Annotated in this window: 16 protein-coding genes and 1 other annotated feature; of the genes, 11 read left to right on the top strand and 5 right to left on the bottom strand. The window is 66.1% G+C overall.

From position 1 onward, the window contains the following. The first annotated feature begins 95 nt into the window (after positions 1 to 95). The 3 genes from relA (at position 96) to APT63_15365 (ending at position 3,799) form a co-directional block, all read left to right on the top strand. Positions 96 to 2,336, top strand: coding sequence for a (p)ppGpp synthetase (relA, locus tag APT63_15375; protein ID AMA46889.1), 2,241 nt, complete (start codon positions 96 to 98; stop codon positions 2,334 to 2,336). A 65-nt stretch (positions 2,337 to 2,401) separates the two neighbouring features. Further along, a complete protein-coding gene (locus tag APT63_15370; protein ID AMA46888.1) occupies positions 2,402 to 3,235 on the top strand; it encodes a nucleoside triphosphate hydrolase in 834 nt (277 codons plus the stop codon). A 24-nt stretch (positions 3,236 to 3,259) separates the two neighbouring features. Beyond that, positions 3,260 to 3,799 (top strand): nucleoprotein/polynucleotide-associated enzyme, encoded by a 540-nt coding sequence (locus APT63_15365; GenBank protein ID AMA46887.1) that lies wholly within the window; start codon positions 3,260 to 3,262, stop codon positions 3,797 to 3,799. A 61-nt stretch (positions 3,800 to 3,860) separates the two neighbouring features. Here the strand turns inward: APT63_15365 and APT63_15360 are convergent, their stop codons facing one another. The 4 genes from APT63_15360 to APT63_15345 form a co-directional block, all read right to left on the bottom strand. Then, positions 3,861 to 4,049 carry a hypothetical protein gene (locus tag APT63_15360; GenBank protein ID AMA46886.1) on the bottom strand — a complete coding sequence of 63 codons (189 nt, stop codon included), beginning with the start codon at positions 4,047 to 4,049 and terminating at the stop codon, positions 3,861 to 3,863. Between the two features lie 584 nt (positions 4,050 to 4,633). Then, the gene (locus tag APT63_15355) at positions 4,634 to 5,344 is read right to left on the bottom strand and encodes a dehydrogenase (GenBank protein ID AMA46885.1); all 711 of its coding nucleotides are present in this window, start codon (positions 5,342 to 5,344) and stop codon (positions 4,634 to 4,636) included. Between the two features lie 8 nt (positions 5,345 to 5,352). Beyond that, a complete protein-coding gene (locus APT63_15350) occupies positions 5,353 to 6,006 on the bottom strand; it encodes a phosphoribosylglycinamide formyltransferase (GenBank protein ID AMA46884.1) in 654 nt (217 codons plus the stop codon). Next, positions 6,006 to 7,064 carry a phosphoribosylaminoimidazole synthetase gene (locus tag APT63_15345; GenBank protein ID AMA46883.1) on the bottom strand — a complete coding sequence of 353 codons (1,059 nt, stop codon included), beginning with the start codon at positions 7,062 to 7,064 and terminating at the stop codon, positions 6,006 to 6,008. Before APT63_15345 ends, APT63_15350 begins: the two co-directional genes overlap by 1 nt. Positions 7,065 to 7,372: 308 nt before the next feature. On the opposite strand from APT63_15345, the gene APT63_15340 reads away from it, so the two are divergent. The 4 genes from APT63_15340 to APT63_15325 all read left to right on the top strand — a co-directional run bounded on the left by APT63_15340 (position 7,373) and on the right by APT63_15325 (position 10,797). Further along, positions 7,373 to 8,428, top strand: a complete 1,056-nt coding sequence (locus tag APT63_15340) for a hypothetical protein (protein ID AMA46882.1) — start codon at positions 7,373 to 7,375, stop codon at positions 8,426 to 8,428. Positions 8,429 to 8,644: 216 nt separating this feature from the next. Continuing rightward, positions 8,645 to 9,349, top strand: coding sequence for a DnaA regulatory inactivator Hda (locus APT63_15335; protein ID AMA46881.1), 705 nt, complete (start codon positions 8,645 to 8,647; stop codon positions 9,347 to 9,349). Positions 9,350 to 9,483: 134 nt separating this feature from the next. Continuing rightward, a complete protein-coding gene (locus APT63_15330; GenBank protein ID AMA46880.1) occupies positions 9,484 to 10,119 on the top strand; it encodes a peptidase P60 in 636 nt (211 codons plus the stop codon). 135 nt (positions 10,120 to 10,254) lie between these two features. After that, positions 10,255 to 10,797: a hydrolase Nlp/P60 gene (locus APT63_15325; protein ID AMA46879.1), complete on the top strand. Its 543-nt coding sequence runs from the start codon at positions 10,255 to 10,257 to the stop codon at positions 10,795 to 10,797. Between the two features lie 690 nt (positions 10,798 to 11,487). Here the strand turns inward: APT63_15325 and APT63_15320 are convergent. Beyond that, entirely contained in the window at positions 11,488 to 12,804 is a 1,317-nt protein-coding gene (locus APT63_15320) for a sorbosone dehydrogenase (GenBank protein AMA46878.1), read from the bottom strand. A 127-nt stretch (positions 12,805 to 12,931) separates the two neighbouring features. Further along, positions 12,932 to 13,148: a binding site (cobalamin riboswitch), on the top strand. A 139-nt stretch (positions 13,149 to 13,287) separates the two neighbouring features. Between APT63_15320 and APT63_15315 the strand changes: the two genes are divergently transcribed. The 4 genes from APT63_15315 to APT63_15300 are packed head-to-tail and all read left to right on the top strand — an operon-like array spanning position 13,288 to position 16,743. Next, positions 13,288 to 13,902 carry a cob(I)yrinic acid a,c-diamide adenosyltransferase gene (locus tag APT63_15315; protein AMA46877.1) on the top strand — a complete coding sequence of 205 codons (615 nt, stop codon included), beginning with the start codon at positions 13,288 to 13,290 and terminating at the stop codon, positions 13,900 to 13,902. Next, positions 13,899 to 15,194: a cobyrinic acid a,c-diamide synthase gene (locus APT63_15310; protein ID AMA46876.1), complete on the top strand. Its 1,296-nt coding sequence runs from the start codon at positions 13,899 to 13,901 to the stop codon at positions 15,192 to 15,194. The genes APT63_15315 and APT63_15310 overlap by 4 nt, the downstream gene beginning before the upstream one ends. Beyond that, positions 15,191 to 15,841 (top strand): 5,6-dimethylbenzimidazole synthase, encoded by a 651-nt coding sequence (locus APT63_15305; protein AMA46875.1) that lies wholly within the window; start codon positions 15,191 to 15,193, stop codon positions 15,839 to 15,841. Before APT63_15310 ends, APT63_15305 begins: the two co-directional genes overlap by 4 nt. Then, a complete protein-coding gene (locus APT63_15300; protein ID AMA46874.1) occupies positions 15,838 to 16,743 on the top strand; it encodes a cobalamin biosynthesis protein in 906 nt (301 codons plus the stop codon). The genes APT63_15305 and APT63_15300 overlap by 4 nt, the downstream gene beginning before the upstream one ends. Positions 16,744 to 16,801 lie beyond the last annotated feature (58 nt).

Genomic DNA, 16,801 nt, shown 5'->3' with positions numbered 1-16,801 from the left:
GGCTGGCCCCTTGGTGCGACGTCCACGGACGGGAGGTCGCACGGTGATTGCCAGCGTGTCCTGCGAGACGCGCTGTATGGAAAGGTAGAACAAAGATGGTACAGGTGAGAGTGCACCAGCCGGTCAATACCGACGGCAGTATCAATCTCGATGCATGGCTCGACCATGTGGTGAGCGTCGATTCGGCGCTCGATCGTGCGGCCCTCAAGGAGGCTTGCGATTTCGCCCAGGACGTCGAGAAGAACGGCAACCCGGCCAAGCATTCCTGGGCCGACGGCACCTCCAGCTTCCAGGCGGGCCTGGAGATCGCCGAGATCCTCGCCGACCTCAAGCTCGATCAGGACTCGCTGGTCGCAGCGGTGGTCTACCGCGCCGTGCGCGAAGGCAAGGCGACCCTGGCCGAGGTCGGCGAGCGCTTCGGCCCGGTGGTGGCCAAGCTGATCGACGGCGTGCTGCGCATGGCCGCCATCAGCGCCAGCCTCAACCCCCGCCAGTCGCTGGTGCTCGGTTCCCAGGCGCAGGTCGAGAACCTGCGCAAGATGCTCGTGGCCATGGTCGATGACGTGCGCGTGGCGCTGATCAAGCTGGCCGAACGGACCTGCGCCATCCGTGCGGTCAAGGTCGCCGACGACGACAAGCGCCTGCGCGTGGCCCGCGAGGTCTTCGACATCTATGCGCCTCTGGCCCACCGGCTGGGCATTGGTCATATCAAGTGGGAGCTGGAGGACCTGTCCTTCCGCTACCTCGAGCCCGAGCAGTACAAGCAGATCGCCAAGCTGTTGCACGAGCGCCGGCTGGACCGCGAGCGTTTCATCAATGACGTGATGAACCAGTTGCAGAACGAGCTGCTGGCCACCGGCGTCAATGCCGACATCAGCGGCCGCGCGAAACACATCTATTCGATCTGGCGCAAGATGAAGCGCAAAGGGCTGGAATTCAGCCAGATCTACGACGTGCGCGCCGTGCGCGTGCTGGTGCCCGAAGTACGCGACTGCTACACCGCGCTGGGCATCGTGCACACCTTGTGGCGGCACATCCCCAAGGAATTCGACGACTACATCGCCAACCCCAAGGAAAACGGCTACCGCTCGCTGCACACGGCGGTGATCGGTCCCGAGGGCAAGGTGCTGGAAGTGCAGATCCGCACCCACGGCATGCACGAGGAAGCCGAGCTGGGTGTCTGCGCCCACTGGCGCTACAAGGGCACCGACGTCAAGCCCAGCTCCAATCACTACGAAGAGAAGATCTCCTGGCTGCGCCAGGTGCTCGAGTGGCACGAGGAGCTGGGCGACATCGGCGGCCTGGCCGACCAGTTGCGCGTCGACATCGAGCCGGACCGGGTCTACGTCTTCACCCCCGACGGCCATGCCATCGACCTGCCCAAGGGCGCCACGCCGCTGGACTTCGCCTACCGCGTGCACACCGAGATCGGCCACAACTGCCGGGGCGCCAAGATCAACGGGCGCATCGTGCCGCTGAACTACAGCCTGCAGACCGGCGAGCAGGTGGAGATCATCACCAGCAAGCACGGCAACCCGAGCCGCGACTGGCTGAACTCCAACCTCGGCTACGTCACCACCTCGCGTGCCCGGGCCAAGATCGTGCACTGGTTCAAGCTGCAGGCCCGCGATCAGAACGTCGCTGCCGGCAAGAGTCTGTTCGAGCGTGAGCTGAGCCGACTGGGCCTGCCGCAGGTGGACTTCGAGAAGTTGGCCGAAAAAGCCAACGTCAAGACCGCCGAGGACATGTTCGCGGCGCTCGGGGCCGGCGACCTGCGCCTGGCGCAGATGGTCAATGCCGCCCAGCAACTGCTCGAGCCCGACCGCAACGAGCAGATCGAGCTGATCGCGCGCAAGCCCACCAGCCCGCGCAACGGCAAGCGTGGCGACATCCAGATCCAGGGCGTGGGCAACCTGCTGACGCAGATCGCCGGTTGCTGCCAGCCGTTGCCCGGCGATCCCATCGTCGGCTACATCACCCAGGGCCGCGGCGTGACCATCCATCGCCAGGACTGCGCCTCGGTGCTGCAGCTGGGTGGCCGTGAACCGGAACGCATGATCCAGGTGAACTGGGGCCCGGTGCCGGTCCAGACTTACCCGGTGGACATCATCGTCCGCGCCTACGACCGTCCGGGGCTGCTGCGCGACGTCTCGCAGGTGCTGCTCAACGAGCGGATCAACGTGCTGGCGGTCAACACCCGCTCCAACAAGGAAGACAACAGCGCGCTGATGTCGTTGACCATCGAGATTCCGGGGATCGACGCCCTGGGCCGGCTGCTGGGCAGGATTTCCCAGTTGCCCAACATCATCGAGACCCGACGCAACCGCACGCCTTGACCCTCGCGATCGCCCGACGGCACTGCCTGCCCAGGCAGTGCCGTCGGGCGATGAAGGACACACGTATGACCTACACGCTAGACGACCTGCTCGCCCTGATGGCGCGCCTGCGCCATCCGCAACACGGGTGCCCCTGGGACCTGAAGCAGGATTACGCCAGTATCGTGAAGCACACCCTCGAGGAAGCCTACGAGGTCGCCGACACCATCGAGCGGGGCGATTTCGCGCACCTGCAAGGTGAGCTGGGCGATCTGCTGTTCCAGGTGGTCTACTACAGCCAGCTGGCTCGCGAGGAAGGGCGCTTCGCCTTCGCCGAGGTGGTCGATGGCATCACCCGCAAGCTGATCCGCCGTCATCCCCATGTCTTTCCCACCGGCGACCTGCATGCCCCTCTGGACACCCCGCGCCTGAGCGAAGACCAGGTCAAGGCACGCTGGGAGGCGATCAAGGCCGAGGAACGTGCCGAGCAGGGCGTGCCTGAGCAATTGTCGTTGCTCGACGACGTGCCCGCCGCCTTGCCGACGCTGTCGCGGGCGACCAAGCTGCAAAAGCGCGCTGCCCAGGTCGGCTTTGACTGGCCTGACGCACTGCCGGTGCTCGACAAGGTGCGCGAGGAGCTCGACGAAGTCCTGCAGGCCATGGCCGAGGGCGACGCCGACGCGATCGAGGATGAGCTGGGCGACCTGCTGTTCGCCACGGCCAACCTGGCCCGTCACCTGAAGCAGGACCCCGAAAATGCCCTGCGCCGCGCCAACCGCAAGTTCGAGCGGCGTTTCCGATTCATCGAACAGGCATTGCGCGACAGCGCCCGTCCGTTCGAAGATTGCACCCTCGACGAGCTGGACGCCCTGTGGGGCGAAGCCAAGCGTCAGGAAAAGAACCTGCCCAGCTGCGGCTGAGCCGATGCATAAGTGAGTGAACACATGAGTCTTTCCCTTCGCGACCAGTTGCTCAAGGCCGGTCTGGTCAACCAGAAGCAGGTCAAGCAGGTCAACAAAACCGAGAAGAAGCAGAAACGCCTGGAGCAGAAAGGCCAGGTCGAGGTCGACGACACCCAGCAGCGCCTGGCCAAAGAGGCCATGGCCGAAAAGGTCAAGCGCGACAACGAGCTGAACCGACAGCAGCAGGAAAAGGCCGAGCAGAAGGCCCGTGCCGCCCAGGTCAAGCAGTTGATCGAAGCGACCCGTCTGCCGAAGCTGACGACGGAAGATTATTTCAACTTCGTCGACGACAAGAAGGTCAAGCGGATCGCCGTCAATGCCCTGATGCGCAGCAAGCTGAGCAACGGCGCCCTGGCGATCGTTTCACATGGGGGAGGGTACGAGGTGATTCCGCGCGAGGCCGCGCTGAAGATCCAGGAGCGCGATGCGCACCGCATCCTGCTGCTCAATACCCATGTGGAAGAAGCGGACGAGGACGATCCGTACGCGGCCTACAAGATCCCGGACGACCTGATGTGGTAACCACCGCTCGTTGATTCGCCCGGCGGCGCCGAGGGCCGTGAACGACGGCCCTCAGGCATCCTCAGCCGTGCTGCAACCGCCCCTCGTGTTCCAGCCCTTCGAGTTCCTGCCGGTAGGCATTGGCGTCTTGCTCGGTGTGGAACATGCCGACCAGCAAGCCCTGCTGGTGCACGTCCCAGATCCGCACACCGGCGGCCAGACCTTCGTGGGACAGTTTCGATTCGTCGCGTTCGGTCACTTGAACAGTCATCGTCAAACTCCACTTTCAGTAGGCTGCGACACCATGTCGCATGCCTCTGTTATAGGGTTCGATAGCCGCCTAAGTAAATAAAACGACGGTGAAACATGTTTCATGCAGCTCCCGGAGAGGACAGGTTGTCCACGGTGTCGTCAGCTTCCATGAGCCCGATGAAGTCATCAACGCCTGGACTGGCCCGAGGGGGGAGATTCTATGGTTTTGCCACGTGCCAATGTGGGCCCTGGCGGGCCCAATCGCGGCACTGGGGCCGCTCCTACACCCGTAGCCCCACCGCGGGGTTGCAGGCTATCGCGGTCACCTGTGGGAGCGGCCCCAGTGCCGCGATTGGGCCCGCCAGGGCCCACATTAGCACTTGGTAGAAACCATAGAATCTCCTACACCCCTAGCCATACCGCAGCATTGCAGGTTATCGCGGGACCCTGTGGGAGCTGGCTTGCCAGCGATAGCGTCGGCTCAGCCAACGCCGATCCGACAGTCACCTTGCCCGCACAAACAAAAAATCCCGGCCCATGCCTCAGCACGAACCGGGATGCTCGATCAGTCGATCACCAGAGCGTTGTCACACCCCGATCACCTCAACTGCCCTTGACCGCCTTGCCGTCCACCGTGCCATCCTGCAGCACGATCACGTATTCCTTGCCATCGGTCTCCACTTGGCGCAACTGCACCAGCAGGTAGTCCCAATCCTTGGCGAACCACAACTCGGTCACCCGCTTGCTCTGGCTCGGATCGCGCACACGCTCGACCTTGACCGCCTCGACCTGACCGGTCTTGGTGGTGACTTTCTCGGTGCCCAGCACGCGGAAGTCGTAGGTGTCGATCTCGTCACCGTCGACCACCTGGTAGGTCATGCTCTTCTTGCCGGCCGCCACGTCATGCTGCAACGCCAGCTGGTAGGACGACTTGTCCAGCACGCCCCGGTTCAGCGGCAGGCTCACCGCATCGCCACGGTCGCTGCCGGTGATCTTCTTGGCCGACCAGTCGAAGGTCAGGTCGACTTTCTTGGCCTTGCCCAGGCCGCCCCGTTCGAAGTGGTACTTCTGCGGCAGCAGAAGGTCCTTGTCCATCCGCACGGTGCTTTGCTCGGTCAGGCTGGCGATCATCATCGATGCCTTGAAGTCGAGCGACCAGTTGCCGTCGGCGCCTTTGGTCAGGCTGCGTTCGGCGGTACCGCTCATGGGCAGTTGCTTCCAGTCGGCCGTGTAGCTGGCCGAGAACGGCTTCAGTTCAGCCGCGTGCAAGGGCAGGGCAAGCACGGCAAGAGCCAGGAAAAGGGCACGACGCATATGTTCTCCTAGGATCGGATCAGGTGACCGCAGGCAGGCAGCGGTTGGGCATCCAGTAAGGCACCCTCTGCGCCCAGACGCAAGCGTCCTTCGGCAAACCAGCGTACCGCCAGCGGGTAGATCTGGTGTTCGTGGTGGTGCACGCGCTGGGCGAGCGACTCGACGGTATCGTCCGGCTCGACCGGCAGCACAGCCTGTACGACCAAGGGGCCGCCATCGAGTTCCTCGGTCACGAAGTGCACGCTGCAGCCATGCTCGGCATCCCCGGCCTCCAGCGCACGGCGATGCGTGTGCAGGCCCTTGTACTTCGGAAGCAGGGACGGGTGGATGTTCAGCAGGCGGCCCTGGTAGTGCCGGACGAAGCCGGCACTGAGGATGCGCATGAAGCCTGCCAGCACCACCAGGTCCGGCGAGAACCCGTCGATCAGCTCGGCCAGGGCGGCGTCGAAGGCTTCGCGACCTTCGAAACCGGGGTGTTCGAGCACGGCAGTGGGGATCCCGGCCGCCTGGGCGCGCTGCAGGCCATAGGCATCGGCGCGGTTGGCGATCACCGCGCAGATCCGGGCCGGGCCCGGTGCTGCGCGCGTGCTGTCGATCAGGGCTTGCAGGTTGCTGCCGCTACCGGACAGCAGGACCACGACATTGCAGGACTCGCTCGGCATCAGTGTGCCTTGAGGTTCTGCAGCTCGACCTGGGCGGCACCGGCCGGTGCCTGGGCGATGTGACCGATGACCCACGGCTGCTCGCCGGCTTCGGTGAGCACGTTCAGGGCGCTGTCCACCTGGTCCTGGGCCACGCAGATGACCATGCCGACGCCGCAGTTGAGCACGCGGTGCATCTCGTGCTCGTCGACGTTGCCTTTCTGCTGCAGGAAGTCGAACACCGCCGGACGCTGCCAGCTGGCCACATCGACCACCGCCTGAGCGCCTTCGGGCAGCACGCGCGGGATGTTGTCCAGCAGGCCGCCACCGGTGATGTGGGCCATGGCCTTGACCGCGCCGGTGCGCTTGATCAGCTCCAGCAGTGGCTTGACGTAGATGCGCGTGGGCGCCATCAGCAGGTCGGCCAGAGGCGTGCCGTCGAGCTGGGTGCTGTCGATGTCGGTGCCGGAGACCTCGAGGATCTTGCGGATCAGCGAATAGCCATTGGAGTGCGGGCCGGAAGAGGGCAGGGCGATCAGCGCGTCACCCGTGGCGACCTTGGAGCCGTCGATGATCTCGGCCTTCTCCACCACGCCGACGCAGAAGCCGGCCAGGTCGTAGTCTTCGCCTTCGTACATGCCTGGCATCTCGGCGGTCTCGCCGCCTACCAGCGAGCAGCCGGCCAGCTCGCAACCTGCGCCGATGCCGGTGACCACGGTGGCCGCCACGTCGACGTTCAGCTTGCCGGTGGCGTAGTAGTCGAGGAAGAACAGCGGCTCGGCACCGCAGACCACCAGGTCGTTGACGCACATGGCGACCAGGTCCTGGCCGATGCTGTCATGCTTGTTCAGGTTCAGCGCCAGACGCAGCTTGGTGCCCACACCGTCGGTTCCCGAGACCAGCACCGGCTGCTTGTAGCCGGCCGGGATCTCGCAGAGGGCGCCGAAGCCGCCCAGGCCACCCATGACTTCAGGGCGCGCGGTGCGCTTGGCCACGCCCTTGATGCGTTCGACCAGTGCTTCGCCGGCGTCGATGTCTACACCGGCGTCCTTGTAGCTCAGGGAGGGTTGCTTGCTCATTGATCCAGGCCTTTAGAGGGAGGGATTCAGGGGAAACGACCGCGACGGCCACGGCCGGTCCTGAAGGACGGCGGGGCATGAACGCCAATGGTCTGCGAAGGCGCGCGATTTTATCAGGGTTGCCCGGCAGCGGCCATCCTCAAGCCGTCGGCCGGCAGGGCCGAACGACAAAAAGTGCCTGTGCGCGCGCCTGCTCTGGTTGTCGTGCCGATGCCTGTAATAAGGTAGGCGCCAGCCTCGTCCCGCCCAGGCCGACCTGGTTCGGCCCGGCAGGACAGTGCCCCATGTCATCAGGACAGGATTCATTCATGCGATTGTTCAACTACCTGCTCGCCGGCTGCCTCGTCACCGTTGGCGCCGTCGCGCAGGCCGCGTCCGTTCCCGGACTCTACCAGGTGCGCGAAGCCGTCGAAGGCCAAGGGCCCGAGGCACGCGCCGCCGCCACTGGCAAGGCCTTGCAGACCTTGGTGCTGCGCCTGACCGGCGACCCCAAGGCGGCCCAAGGCGCGGCCCTGGCCTCCTTGCGCAAGGACCCTCAGCGCATCATCAGCCAGTTCGGTTACGAGGCCGGGCCGCCGGAAACCCTGGTCGTCGACTTCGACCCCGGCAGCACCGAGCGCGCCTTGCATCAGGCAGGGCTGGCGCTCTGGGGCAGCAACCGACCATCGATCATTGGCTGGTGGCTCAACGAGACCGTCGAGGGCAGCCATCTGGTAGGCGATGGCCAGTCCGAAGCCGGCGTGCTGCGTCAGGCCGCGCAGCACCGCGGCTTGCCGCTGCGCCTGCCCCTGGCCGACCTGCAGGAGCAACTGGTCGCCGACGGCGCGCAGCTCGACAGCCAGGCGCCCGACGCGCTGCGAGACGCGTCGCAGCGCTATGCCACCGATGCCGTACTGGCCGTGCATGCACGCCAGGGCGAAGGGGGCTGGCAGGCGGGCTGGCAGCTGTGGCTCGGTGATACCCACGAACAGGGGCGGGCCGAGGGCGCCGACCCGGCCAGCCTGGCCGATGCGGTGATGCGGGCGGTCAGTCTGCGCCTGGCACCACGCTTCGTCACCCGCCCTGGCAGCGGCAGCGATCTGCAGATACAGGTCGAGGGCATGAACCTGCCCCGTTATGCCGAGCTGGGTCGGACGCTCGAGCCCTATGGCGCGCAGTTGCATCAGGTGGACGGCGACACGCTGACCTATGCCGTGACCGGCAACCGCGAACAGCTGCGTGCGCAATTGGGGCTGGCCAAGCTGCACGAGCTGCCGGCAGCGCCTGCCCTCGTACCGGCACCGGTGCCCCCGGCAGACGGCAGCGAGGCCAAGGCCGCGACACCACCGGCCGAGTCGTTCGAGGGCTTGCGCTTCGGTTGGTGAGCGTCGCTTTTCAGGAGGGCGGCATAGAATCTGTCGCCCTCCTTAATAGAAGGTCAAGAAGCGCCCACTGTTCGACACCCGCCCTCGATCCGTCCCGCAAGCCGTTGATTTCCCTCGCCCTTGGTGCGTCGCCGATTGTGCGCTCGGCATTGCGGGTATAGACTTCGCGCACCGTTCTCCAAAGGCCCCCCGTGGTCCTCGCGACCGTCAGCCAGCATGAAACCGATCCAGTTGCCCCTGGGTGTGCGCTTGCGCGACGACGCCACCTTCATCAACTACTACCCGGGCGCCAACGCCGCGGCGCTGGGCTATGTCGAACGGTTATGCGAAGCCGACGCCGGCTGGACCGAAAGCCTCATCTACCTGTGGGGCAAGCAGGGCGTCGGGCGTACCCATCTGCTACAGGCCGCCACCCACCGTTTCCAGCAACTGGGCGAGCCGGCCGTCTACCTGCCTCTGGCGCAACTGCTCGACCGCGGCGTGGAACTGCTCGATCACCTGGAGCAGTACGAACTGGTCTGCATCGACGACCTGCACGTGATCGCCGGCAAGGCCGACTGGGAAGAGGCCATGTTCCACCTGTTCAATCGCCTGCGCGACAGTGGTCGACGTCTGCTGCTGGCTGCGGCCAGCTCTCCACGCGAGCTGCCGATTCGTCTGCCCGACCTCAAGTCGCGGCTGACCTTGGCGCTGATTTTCCAGATGCGAGGGTTGAGCGATGAAGACAAGTTGCGTGCGCTGCAACTGCGGGCGTCGCGTCGCGGCCTGCAGATGACCGACGAGGTGGGCCATTTCATCCTGACCCGGGGCACGCGCAGCATGGCTGCCTTGTTCGACCTGCTCGAGCGTCTCGACCAGGCTTCGCTGCAGGCGCAGCGCAAATTGACCATTCCTTTTCTCAAGGAAACGCTGGGTTGGTAAGCATCAACCGATCTATGCGAAACCCTTCGAACGCGTCGAAACGCAAAAGTCACATTTTTTTCGATAAAATTTGCAAATAGATTTAGCGGAAGGCATAGTGCCAACCTTCCCAACAATCAGTCACGGTCGTGCCCATGCTGTCTCGCTTCGCACCCCTCGTGCCACTTGCACTGGTGACCCTGCTTTTTGGCTGCGCCGCTCAAGGCCCTGTTTCCCAGCCTCAGGATCACGCCCCCGTCACCGCTCAGGTTCAACACAAGGCGCAAGCACCGGTCGCTTCGGTCTTCGACGCAGAACCTGCAGAAGACGAAGACACTCAGCCCTTCGCCCATGGCAGCCAGCCTTACCGCCTGCCGGTGCTGGCCGACAGCATCCTCGAACGTGGCAAAGAGCTGATCGGAACGCGCTACCGGTTCGGTGGCACCACGGAGAAATCCGGGTTCGATTGCAGCGGTTTCATCGGCTACCTGTTCCGTGAAGAAGCCGGCATGAACCTGCCACGCTCGACGCGCGAAATGATCAACGTCGACGCGCCGACCGTGTCGCGCAGCAAGCTCAAGCCAGGCGACCTGCTGTTCTTCAGCACCAACGGTCGCGGTCGCGTCAGCCACGCGGGCATCTACCTCGGCGACAACCAGTTCATCCACTCCAGCAGCCGCCGCAGCGGTGGCGTGCGCATCGACAGCCTGGGCGATCGCTACTGGAGCAAGACCTTCATGGAAGCCAAGCGCGCCTTGGCCATGGCACCGACCACGATCGCGCGCAACTGACGCAAGGCGGCGTGGTCCAACACGGCGGCTCAGCTGAAAAGCGAGCCGCCGTGCGTATTTACAGAAAGCGTCTAATCTAATTTCTCAACTCTTTTCGGCAATTGCCCGAACGACTCAGACAGGAAGCTCTGGCTCATGGCGATGTTGGCGCGCTTCGCATTTCTCTCCCTGGCAGCCCTGTTGACTGCCTGTTCCAGTCAGGCGCCTGCCCCGGCACCGGTCGTGCCCAAGCAGCGACCTCTGGTGATCAACCATCAACCCTCGTTCTCGCCAGTCGCCGAAGACGTGCTGTTTCGCGCCATCGGTCTGGTCGGTACCCCGTACCGCTGGGGTGGCAACACGCCGGATTCCGGGTTCGATTGCAGCGGCTTGATCAAGTACGTGTACCAGGATGCGGCAGGCATCCGCCTGCCGCGCTCCACCCGCGAGATGATCGTCATGCGCGCGCCCAACGTCGACATCAATGCCTTGCAGTCAGGCGACGTGGTGTTCTTCGCCACCGGCGGCGGTTCGCAGGTCAGCCATGCAGGGATCTATGTCGGAGAGGGGCGCTTCGTCCACGCCCCGTCCACGGGCGGCACCGTGCGCCTGGACCATCTGTCGAACAGTTACTGGCACAAGGCCTATTTACAGGCCAAGCGCATCATCCCGGCGGGGCACCTGGCACAGAACCCGTGACACGGGCTTGTGGACTGGTGGGCCCTGCAAGCCTAATCACGGTCGCCACACCTGTTGTTACGCCGCTGTGGTAAAGGCGATCACGGTACTGTGGGAGCGGGCTTGCCCGCGATGCAGGCTGTGACGGATCGGACGCTATCGCGGGCAAGCCCGCTCCCACAAGCTGCTTGCGCAGCCCTGTCTATATTGACCACTACAAAGGTCTGGGTGGGAGCTGGCTTGCCAGCGATAGGGCCCTGCCAGACGCCGCATGCGGTCGAACATGTACCGAGTAGAAAAGAAGGTTGCTCCCACAAGCTGCTTGCACAGCCCTGCCGACATTGACGGCTGCGGAGGTCTGGGTGGGAGCTGGCTTGCCAGCGATAGGGCCCTGCCAGACGCCGCATGCGGTCGAACATGTACCGAGTAGAAAAGAAGGTTGCTCCCATAAGCTGCTTGCGCAGCCCTGCCGACATTGACGGCTGCGGAGGTCTGGGTGGGAGCTGGCTTGCCAGCGATAGGGCACTGCCAGGCGCCCCATGCGGTCGTGCATGTACCGAGTGGAAAAGACGGTTGCCCTCCATGCCCGTGACAGCCTGTCTTACTGTGGCGTAGTCATGAGTGAGCGACCCTGGAGATCGCTCAGCAGGGAAGCCTTGAATCCTGCCAGCCATCGCTCTGCTCGCTGCACGACCGCGCAGCCCCAGCCTCTCAAGGCGTCTTGCTGACCCGCCAGATTACATTCCCCACATCATCGGCCACCAGCACACCACCGCGCGCATCAGTGACCACGCCCACGGGGCGCCCCATCGCCTCTTCCTTCTCATTGAGAAAACCACTCAGCAGGTCGACCGGCTGACCCTGCGGAGCACCATGGGCATCGAAGGGCACGAACACCACCTTGTAGCCGCTATGGGGCTTGCGGTTCCAGGACCCATGCTGGCCAATGAGCGCGCCACGTTCGAACGGCGCCGGCAAGGCCCCTGGCTGAATGAAGGTCAGCCCGAGAGAAGCCGTGTGCGGACCCAGGGCATAATCCGGGACGATCGCCTGCGCTACCCGGTCCGGCGCCTGAGGCTTCACCCGCGCATCCACGTGTTGGCCATAATAGCTGTAGGGCCAGCCATAGAAGCCGCCGCGCTTGACCGAGGTCATGTAGTCCGGCACCAGGTCGCTGCCGATCTCGTCGCGTTCATTGACCACCGTCCACAGCGCACCGCTGCTCGGTTCCCAGGCCATCCCGTTAGGGTTGCGCAGGCCCGAGGCGAACAGCTGCCGCTGGCCGGTGGCACGGTCGACTTCCCAGATCGCCGCGCGGCCCTGCTCCTGCTCCAGCCCATTCTCGCCAACGTTGCTGTTGGAGCCGACGGTCACGTAGAGGGTCTTGCCGTCCGGGCTGGCGATGACGTTCTTGGTCCAGTGGTGGTTGAGCGTCCCGGCGGGAAGGTCGGTCACGGTGGTCGCTTCGCCCGTGAGCTGCATGGCGCCGGGGGAGTAGTGATAGCGCAGCAGCTTGTCGGTATCGGCGACGTAGAAATCGTTGCCCACCAGCGCCATGCCGAAGGGCGAGTTCAGCCCTTCCAGGAAGGTCGCGCGCATCTCGGCCACGCCATCCTTGTTCTGGTCGCGCAGCAGGGTGATCCGGTTGGCGCTGGGCACGCCAGCACCGGCCCGCTTCATGACCTTTTCCATCACCCAGCCGCGCAGGCCACGGGTGTCGTCCGGTTTGGGCGGCGCATTGGTTTCGGCCACCAGCACGTCGCCGTTGGGCAGCACGTACAGCCAGCGCGGATGGTCCAGGCCGGTGGCGAAGGCCGTGACCTGGGTACCGGGCGCCGCGTGCGGGGTACGGCCCCGTGGCCAGCCGACGGCGGGCGCGATGTTCACGGTCGGAATCAGGCGTTTGTCCGGCTCGGGCAGGCGCGGCGTGGGCCCGGTCCCGTCGCTGACGCTCAGCCGCGCCGCTTCGCCGCAGCCCCCCAGACCGACCATCAGCACCAGCATGCCTGCAACCCGTACCTTGCCCATGTCCGTTTCCTCGACCAATGGTTCGCTTGAGGTGAGAAGCGCAACCGCGCCAGGAGGTTCCCCGCAACAGCACCTGCGGTCGTGTCGGGCCTGGGGTTCGATTGACGCTCCGCCGGCAACCCTCTACCCTTCGCGCTTCGTTTCAGGTGCCCCGCCAGCCATCGCTGGGCAGGGTGAAACTGGGAAGCCGGTGGGCGCTGTCGTGGCGCGAGTCCGGCGCTGCCCCCGCAACGGTAAGCGAGTCGAGATCAGGCAAGGCCACTGGGCATTCACCCGGGAAGGCGCCTGAGGGCCCATCGGGCCGCGCGCGAGCCCGGAGACCGGCCTGTCACTGCCAAACGGCATCACGGAGGGTGATGCGCGGAGCCCTGCGAGCCTGTCGCAGCCCCTGCGCGCCCCCGTGAGTCTGTCATTCATCTGTCGCCTGGCGTTCGCCAGACCCCTGTCGCCCGGCGACGGGCCGGCAGCTTGCGGAGAACCTCGATGAACCCATCCCCCGACGACCGTGATCAACGTCACCTGGCGCGCATGCAGCGCAAGAAGGCGATCATCGACGAGCGCATCGCCAACTCGCCCAACCAGTGCGGCCTGCTGCTGGTCCTGAGCGGCAACGGCAAGGGCAAGAGCAGCTCGGCGTTCGGCATGCTCGCCCGGGCCATGGGGCATGGCATGCGCTGCGGCGTGGTGCAGTTCATCAAGGGGCGCCAGAGCACCGGCGAGGAGCTGTTCTTCCGGCGCTTCCCGGAGGAGGTGCGCTACCACGTGATGGGCGAAGGCTTCACCTGGGAGACCCAGGACCGCCAGCGCGACATCGCCGCGGCCGAGGCGGCCTGGGCGGTCTCGCAGCAGATGCTGCAGGACCCGGACGTGCACTTCGTGGTGCTCGACGAGCTGAACATCGCGCTCAAGCACGGCTACCTGGACCTGGACCAGGTGCTGAGCGACCTGCAGGCGCGGCCACCCATGCAGCACGTGATCGTCACCGGGCGCGGCGCCAAGCCCGAGATGGTCGAGCTGGCCGACACGGTGACCGAGATGGGCATGGTCAAGCACGCCTTCCAGGCCGGCATCCGCGCGCAGAAGGGCGTCGAACTGTGAGAGAGGCGCGCCACTGCCCGGCGGTGCTGATCGCCGCCCCGGCCTCCGGCCAGGGCAAGACCACCGTCACCGCCGCGTTGGCACGGCTGCACCGCAACCTCGGGCGTACCGTGCGGGTGTTCAAGTGCGGGCCGGACTTTCTCGACCCGATGATCCACGAGCGGGCCAGCGGCGCGCCGGTCTACCAGCTGGACCTGTGGATGATCGGCGTCGAGGAAAGCCGCAGGCTGCTGTGGGAGGCGGCAGGCGAAGCGGACCTGATCCTCATCGAAGGCGTGATGGGGCTGTTCGACGGCACGCCGTCGAGCGCCGACCTGGCCCGGCACTTCGGCGTGCCGGTGCTGGCAGTCATCGACGGTACCGCCATGGCCCAGACATTCGGGGCGCTGGCATTGGGCCTGGCCCGTTACCAGCCTGACCTGCCGTTCGCCGGCGTGCTGGCCAACCGGGTCGGCAGCCTGCGCCACGCGCAACTGCTCGAAGGCAGCCTGACCGAAGGGCTGCGCTGGTACGGCGGCCTGTCGCGCGAGCGCGGCATCGAGTTGCCCAGCCGTCATCTGGGGTTGGTCCAGGCCAGTGAGCTGAACGACCTGGACCAGCGCCTGGACGCCGCCGCCGAGGCCTTGGGCGCCAGTTGCGATGCGGCTTTGCCGCCCGCCGTGCGCTTCGCCGCGCCTGACGCAGTGGCCCTTCCGCCGCTGCTGGCCGGGGTACGCATCGGGGTTGCCCGTGACGAAGCCTTCGCCTTCCTCTATGGGGCCAACCTCGACCTGCTGCGGGCCATGGGCGCCGAACTGGCGTTCTTCTCGCCGCTGCACGACACGGTGCTGCCGGCGGTCGACAGCCTGTACCTGCCAGGCGGCTATCCCGAGCTGCACCATGGCGCACTGGCGCAGAACACCGCCATGGGGGAGGCAATCCGCGCGCACCATGCCGACGGCAAGCCCCTGCTCGCCGAGTGTGGCGGCATGCTCTACCTGCTCGACGCGTTGACCGATGTGGCAGGCCAGCGCGCCGAACTGCTGGGGTTGCTCAGCGGCGAGGCGGTGATGCAGAAGCGCCTGGCGGCCCTGGCCCTGCAAACCGTCGACCTGCCCGAAGGCGCCCTGCGCGGGCACACCTATCACCACTCGTTGACCGAGACGCCGCACACGCCGATCGCCCGCGGCCACAGCCCCAATGGCGGCCGAGGCGCCGAGGCGGTGTACCGGATCGGCAGGCTGACCGCTTCCTACGTGCACTTCTATTTCCCGTCCAACCCGGAGGCGGCCGCCGCGCTGTTGCGACCATGAGCGAGCATGCCTTCAGCGAGGCCGACAGGGCGGCGGTCTACCGGGCCATCGGTGAGCGGCGCGACATGCGTCATTTCATCGGTGGTCAGGTCGAGCCGAGCGTGCTCGCCCGGCTGCTGGCCGCGGCGCACCAGGCACCCAGCGTTGGGCTCATGCAGCCTTGGCGCTTCGTGCGCATCACCGACCCGGCCTTGCGCGTGCGCATCCAGGCCCAGGTCGAGGACGAACGCCAGCGCACCGCCGACGCCCTGGGCGAGCGGGGCGAGGACTTCATGAAACTCAAAGTCGAAGGCATTGGCGACTGCGCCGAGGTGCTGGTGGCTGCCCTAATGGACGCGCGTGAAGGCTACGTGTTCGGGCGCCGTACCTTGCCCGAGATGGACCTGGCCTCCCTGGCGTGCGCCATCCAGAACCTCTGGCTGGCTGCCCGCGCCGAAGGGCTCGGCATGGGCTGGGTGTCGCTGTTCGACCCGCAGGCCCTGGGCGAGCTGCTGGGCATGCCGCCGGGCGCCAAGCCGGTCGCGGTGCTGTGCCTGGGGCCTGTCGAGGCCTTCTACCCGGCGCCGATGCTGGCCCTGGAGCAGTGGGCGCAGGTGCAGCCGCTGGAGGCCTTCGTGTTCGAGAACCGGTGGGAGCAGCGTCCATGAGCATCGCCTTGCTGACCGTGATCGGCGTCGCCCTGGATGCGCTGCTGGGCGAGCCCCGTCGCCGCCATCCGCTGGTGGCCTTCGGACGCTTGGCGGGGCGCCTGGAAAAACGCCTCAATGCCGGTGGCCGAGGCTGGCGCAGCCATGGCGTGAGTGCCTGGTGCCTGGCCGTGGTACCGCTGACGCTGCTGGCGCTGGTGCTGTCACGGCTGCCGGGTATCGGTTGGCTGGTCGATGCGCTGGCGCTGTACTGCGCGCTGGGCTTGCGCAGCCTGGGCGAGCACGTGCTGCCGGTGGCCACGGCCTTGCGCCGAGGCGACCTGGGCGAAGCGCGGCGCCGCGTGAGCTACCTGGTCAGCCGCGAGACGGCCGAACTGGACGAAACGGCGGTGGCCCGCGCGGCGACCGAGTCGGTGCTGGAAAACGGCAGCGATGCGGTGTTCGCCGCGTTGTTCTGGTTCGTCGTGGCCGGTGCGCCAGGAGTGGTGCTGTACCGGCTGAGCAATACCCTCGATGCCATGTGGGGATACCGCAATGCGCGCTTCGAGCGCTTCGGCTGGGCGGCGGCGCGCATCGACGATGGGCTCAACTACCTGCCGGCGCGCCTGGTGGCGCTGACCTATGCCGTGCTTGGCAAGACCCGCCTGGCCCTGAGCTGCTGGCGGCGCCAGGCCCCGACCTGGGACAGCCCGAACGCCGGCCCGGTGATGGCGGCCGGTGCCGGCGCCCTGGGCGTCGCCCTGGGCGGCCCGGCGATCTACCATGGCCAACTGCACGAGCGTCCCCCCCTGGGGCAGGGACCGGCTGCCGATGCCGGGTCCATCGAGCGTGGCTGGGCACTGGTGAGCCGCGGGGTATGGCTGTGGTTGCTGGTCATCTGCCTGGCGGGTTACCTGGGGTGAACGAACGTAATGCCCAGGCAACCTGTGGGAGCGGGCTTGCCCGCGATGGCGCCGGTGA

The organism is Pseudomonas monteilii (assembly GCA_001534745.1).
GTDB classification, from domain to species: Bacteria; Pseudomonadota; Gammaproteobacteria; order Pseudomonadales; family Pseudomonadaceae; genus Aquipseudomonas; species Aquipseudomonas alabamensis.
The sequence above is the reverse complement of the archived record's forward strand: the minus strand, read 5'-3'. Positions and strand labels throughout refer to the sequence as shown.

Coding starts and splice junctions, on each gene's coding strand:
- APT63_15365 (AMA46887.1), top strand. CDS start 3,260: ATGAGTCTTTCCCTTCGCGACCAGTTGCTCAAGGCCGGTCTGGTCAAC.
- APT63_15325 (AMA46879.1), top strand. CDS start 10,255: ATGGCGATGTTGGCGCGCTTCGCATTTCTCTCCCTGGCAGCCCTGTTG.
- relA (AMA46889.1), top strand. CDS start 96: ATGGTACAGGTGAGAGTGCACCAGCCGGTCAATACCGACGGCAGTATC.
- APT63_15355 (AMA46885.1), bottom strand. CDS start 5,344: ATGCGTCGTGCCCTTTTCCTGGCTCTTGCCGTGCTTGCCCTGCCCTTG.
- APT63_15340 (AMA46882.1), top strand. CDS start 7,373: ATGCGATTGTTCAACTACCTGCTCGCCGGCTGCCTCGTCACCGTTGGC.
- APT63_15335 (AMA46881.1), top strand. CDS start 8,645: ATGAAACCGATCCAGTTGCCCCTGGGTGTGCGCTTGCGCGACGACGCC.
- APT63_15305 (AMA46875.1), top strand. CDS start 15,191: ATGAGCGAGCATGCCTTCAGCGAGGCCGACAGGGCGGCGGTCTACCGG.
- APT63_15315 (AMA46877.1), top strand. CDS start 13,288: ATGAACCCATCCCCCGACGACCGTGATCAACGTCACCTGGCGCGCATG.
- APT63_15345 (AMA46883.1), bottom strand. CDS start 7,064: ATGAGCAAGCAACCCTCCCTGAGCTACAAGGACGCCGGTGTAGACATC.
- APT63_15320 (AMA46878.1), bottom strand. CDS start 12,804: ATGGGCAAGGTACGGGTTGCAGGCATGCTGGTGCTGATGGTCGGTCTG.
- APT63_15300 (AMA46874.1), top strand. CDS start 15,838: ATGAGCATCGCCTTGCTGACCGTGATCGGCGTCGCCCTGGATGCGCTG.
- APT63_15330 (AMA46880.1), top strand. CDS start 9,484: ATGCTGTCTCGCTTCGCACCCCTCGTGCCACTTGCACTGGTGACCCTG.
- APT63_15360 (AMA46886.1), bottom strand. CDS start 4,049: ATGACTGTTCAAGTGACCGAACGCGACGAATCGAAACTGTCCCACGAA.
- APT63_15350 (AMA46884.1), bottom strand. CDS start 6,006: ATGCCGAGCGAGTCCTGCAATGTCGTGGTCCTGCTGTCCGGTAGCGGC.
- APT63_15370 (AMA46888.1), top strand. CDS start 2,402: ATGACCTACACGCTAGACGACCTGCTCGCCCTGATGGCGCGCCTGCGC.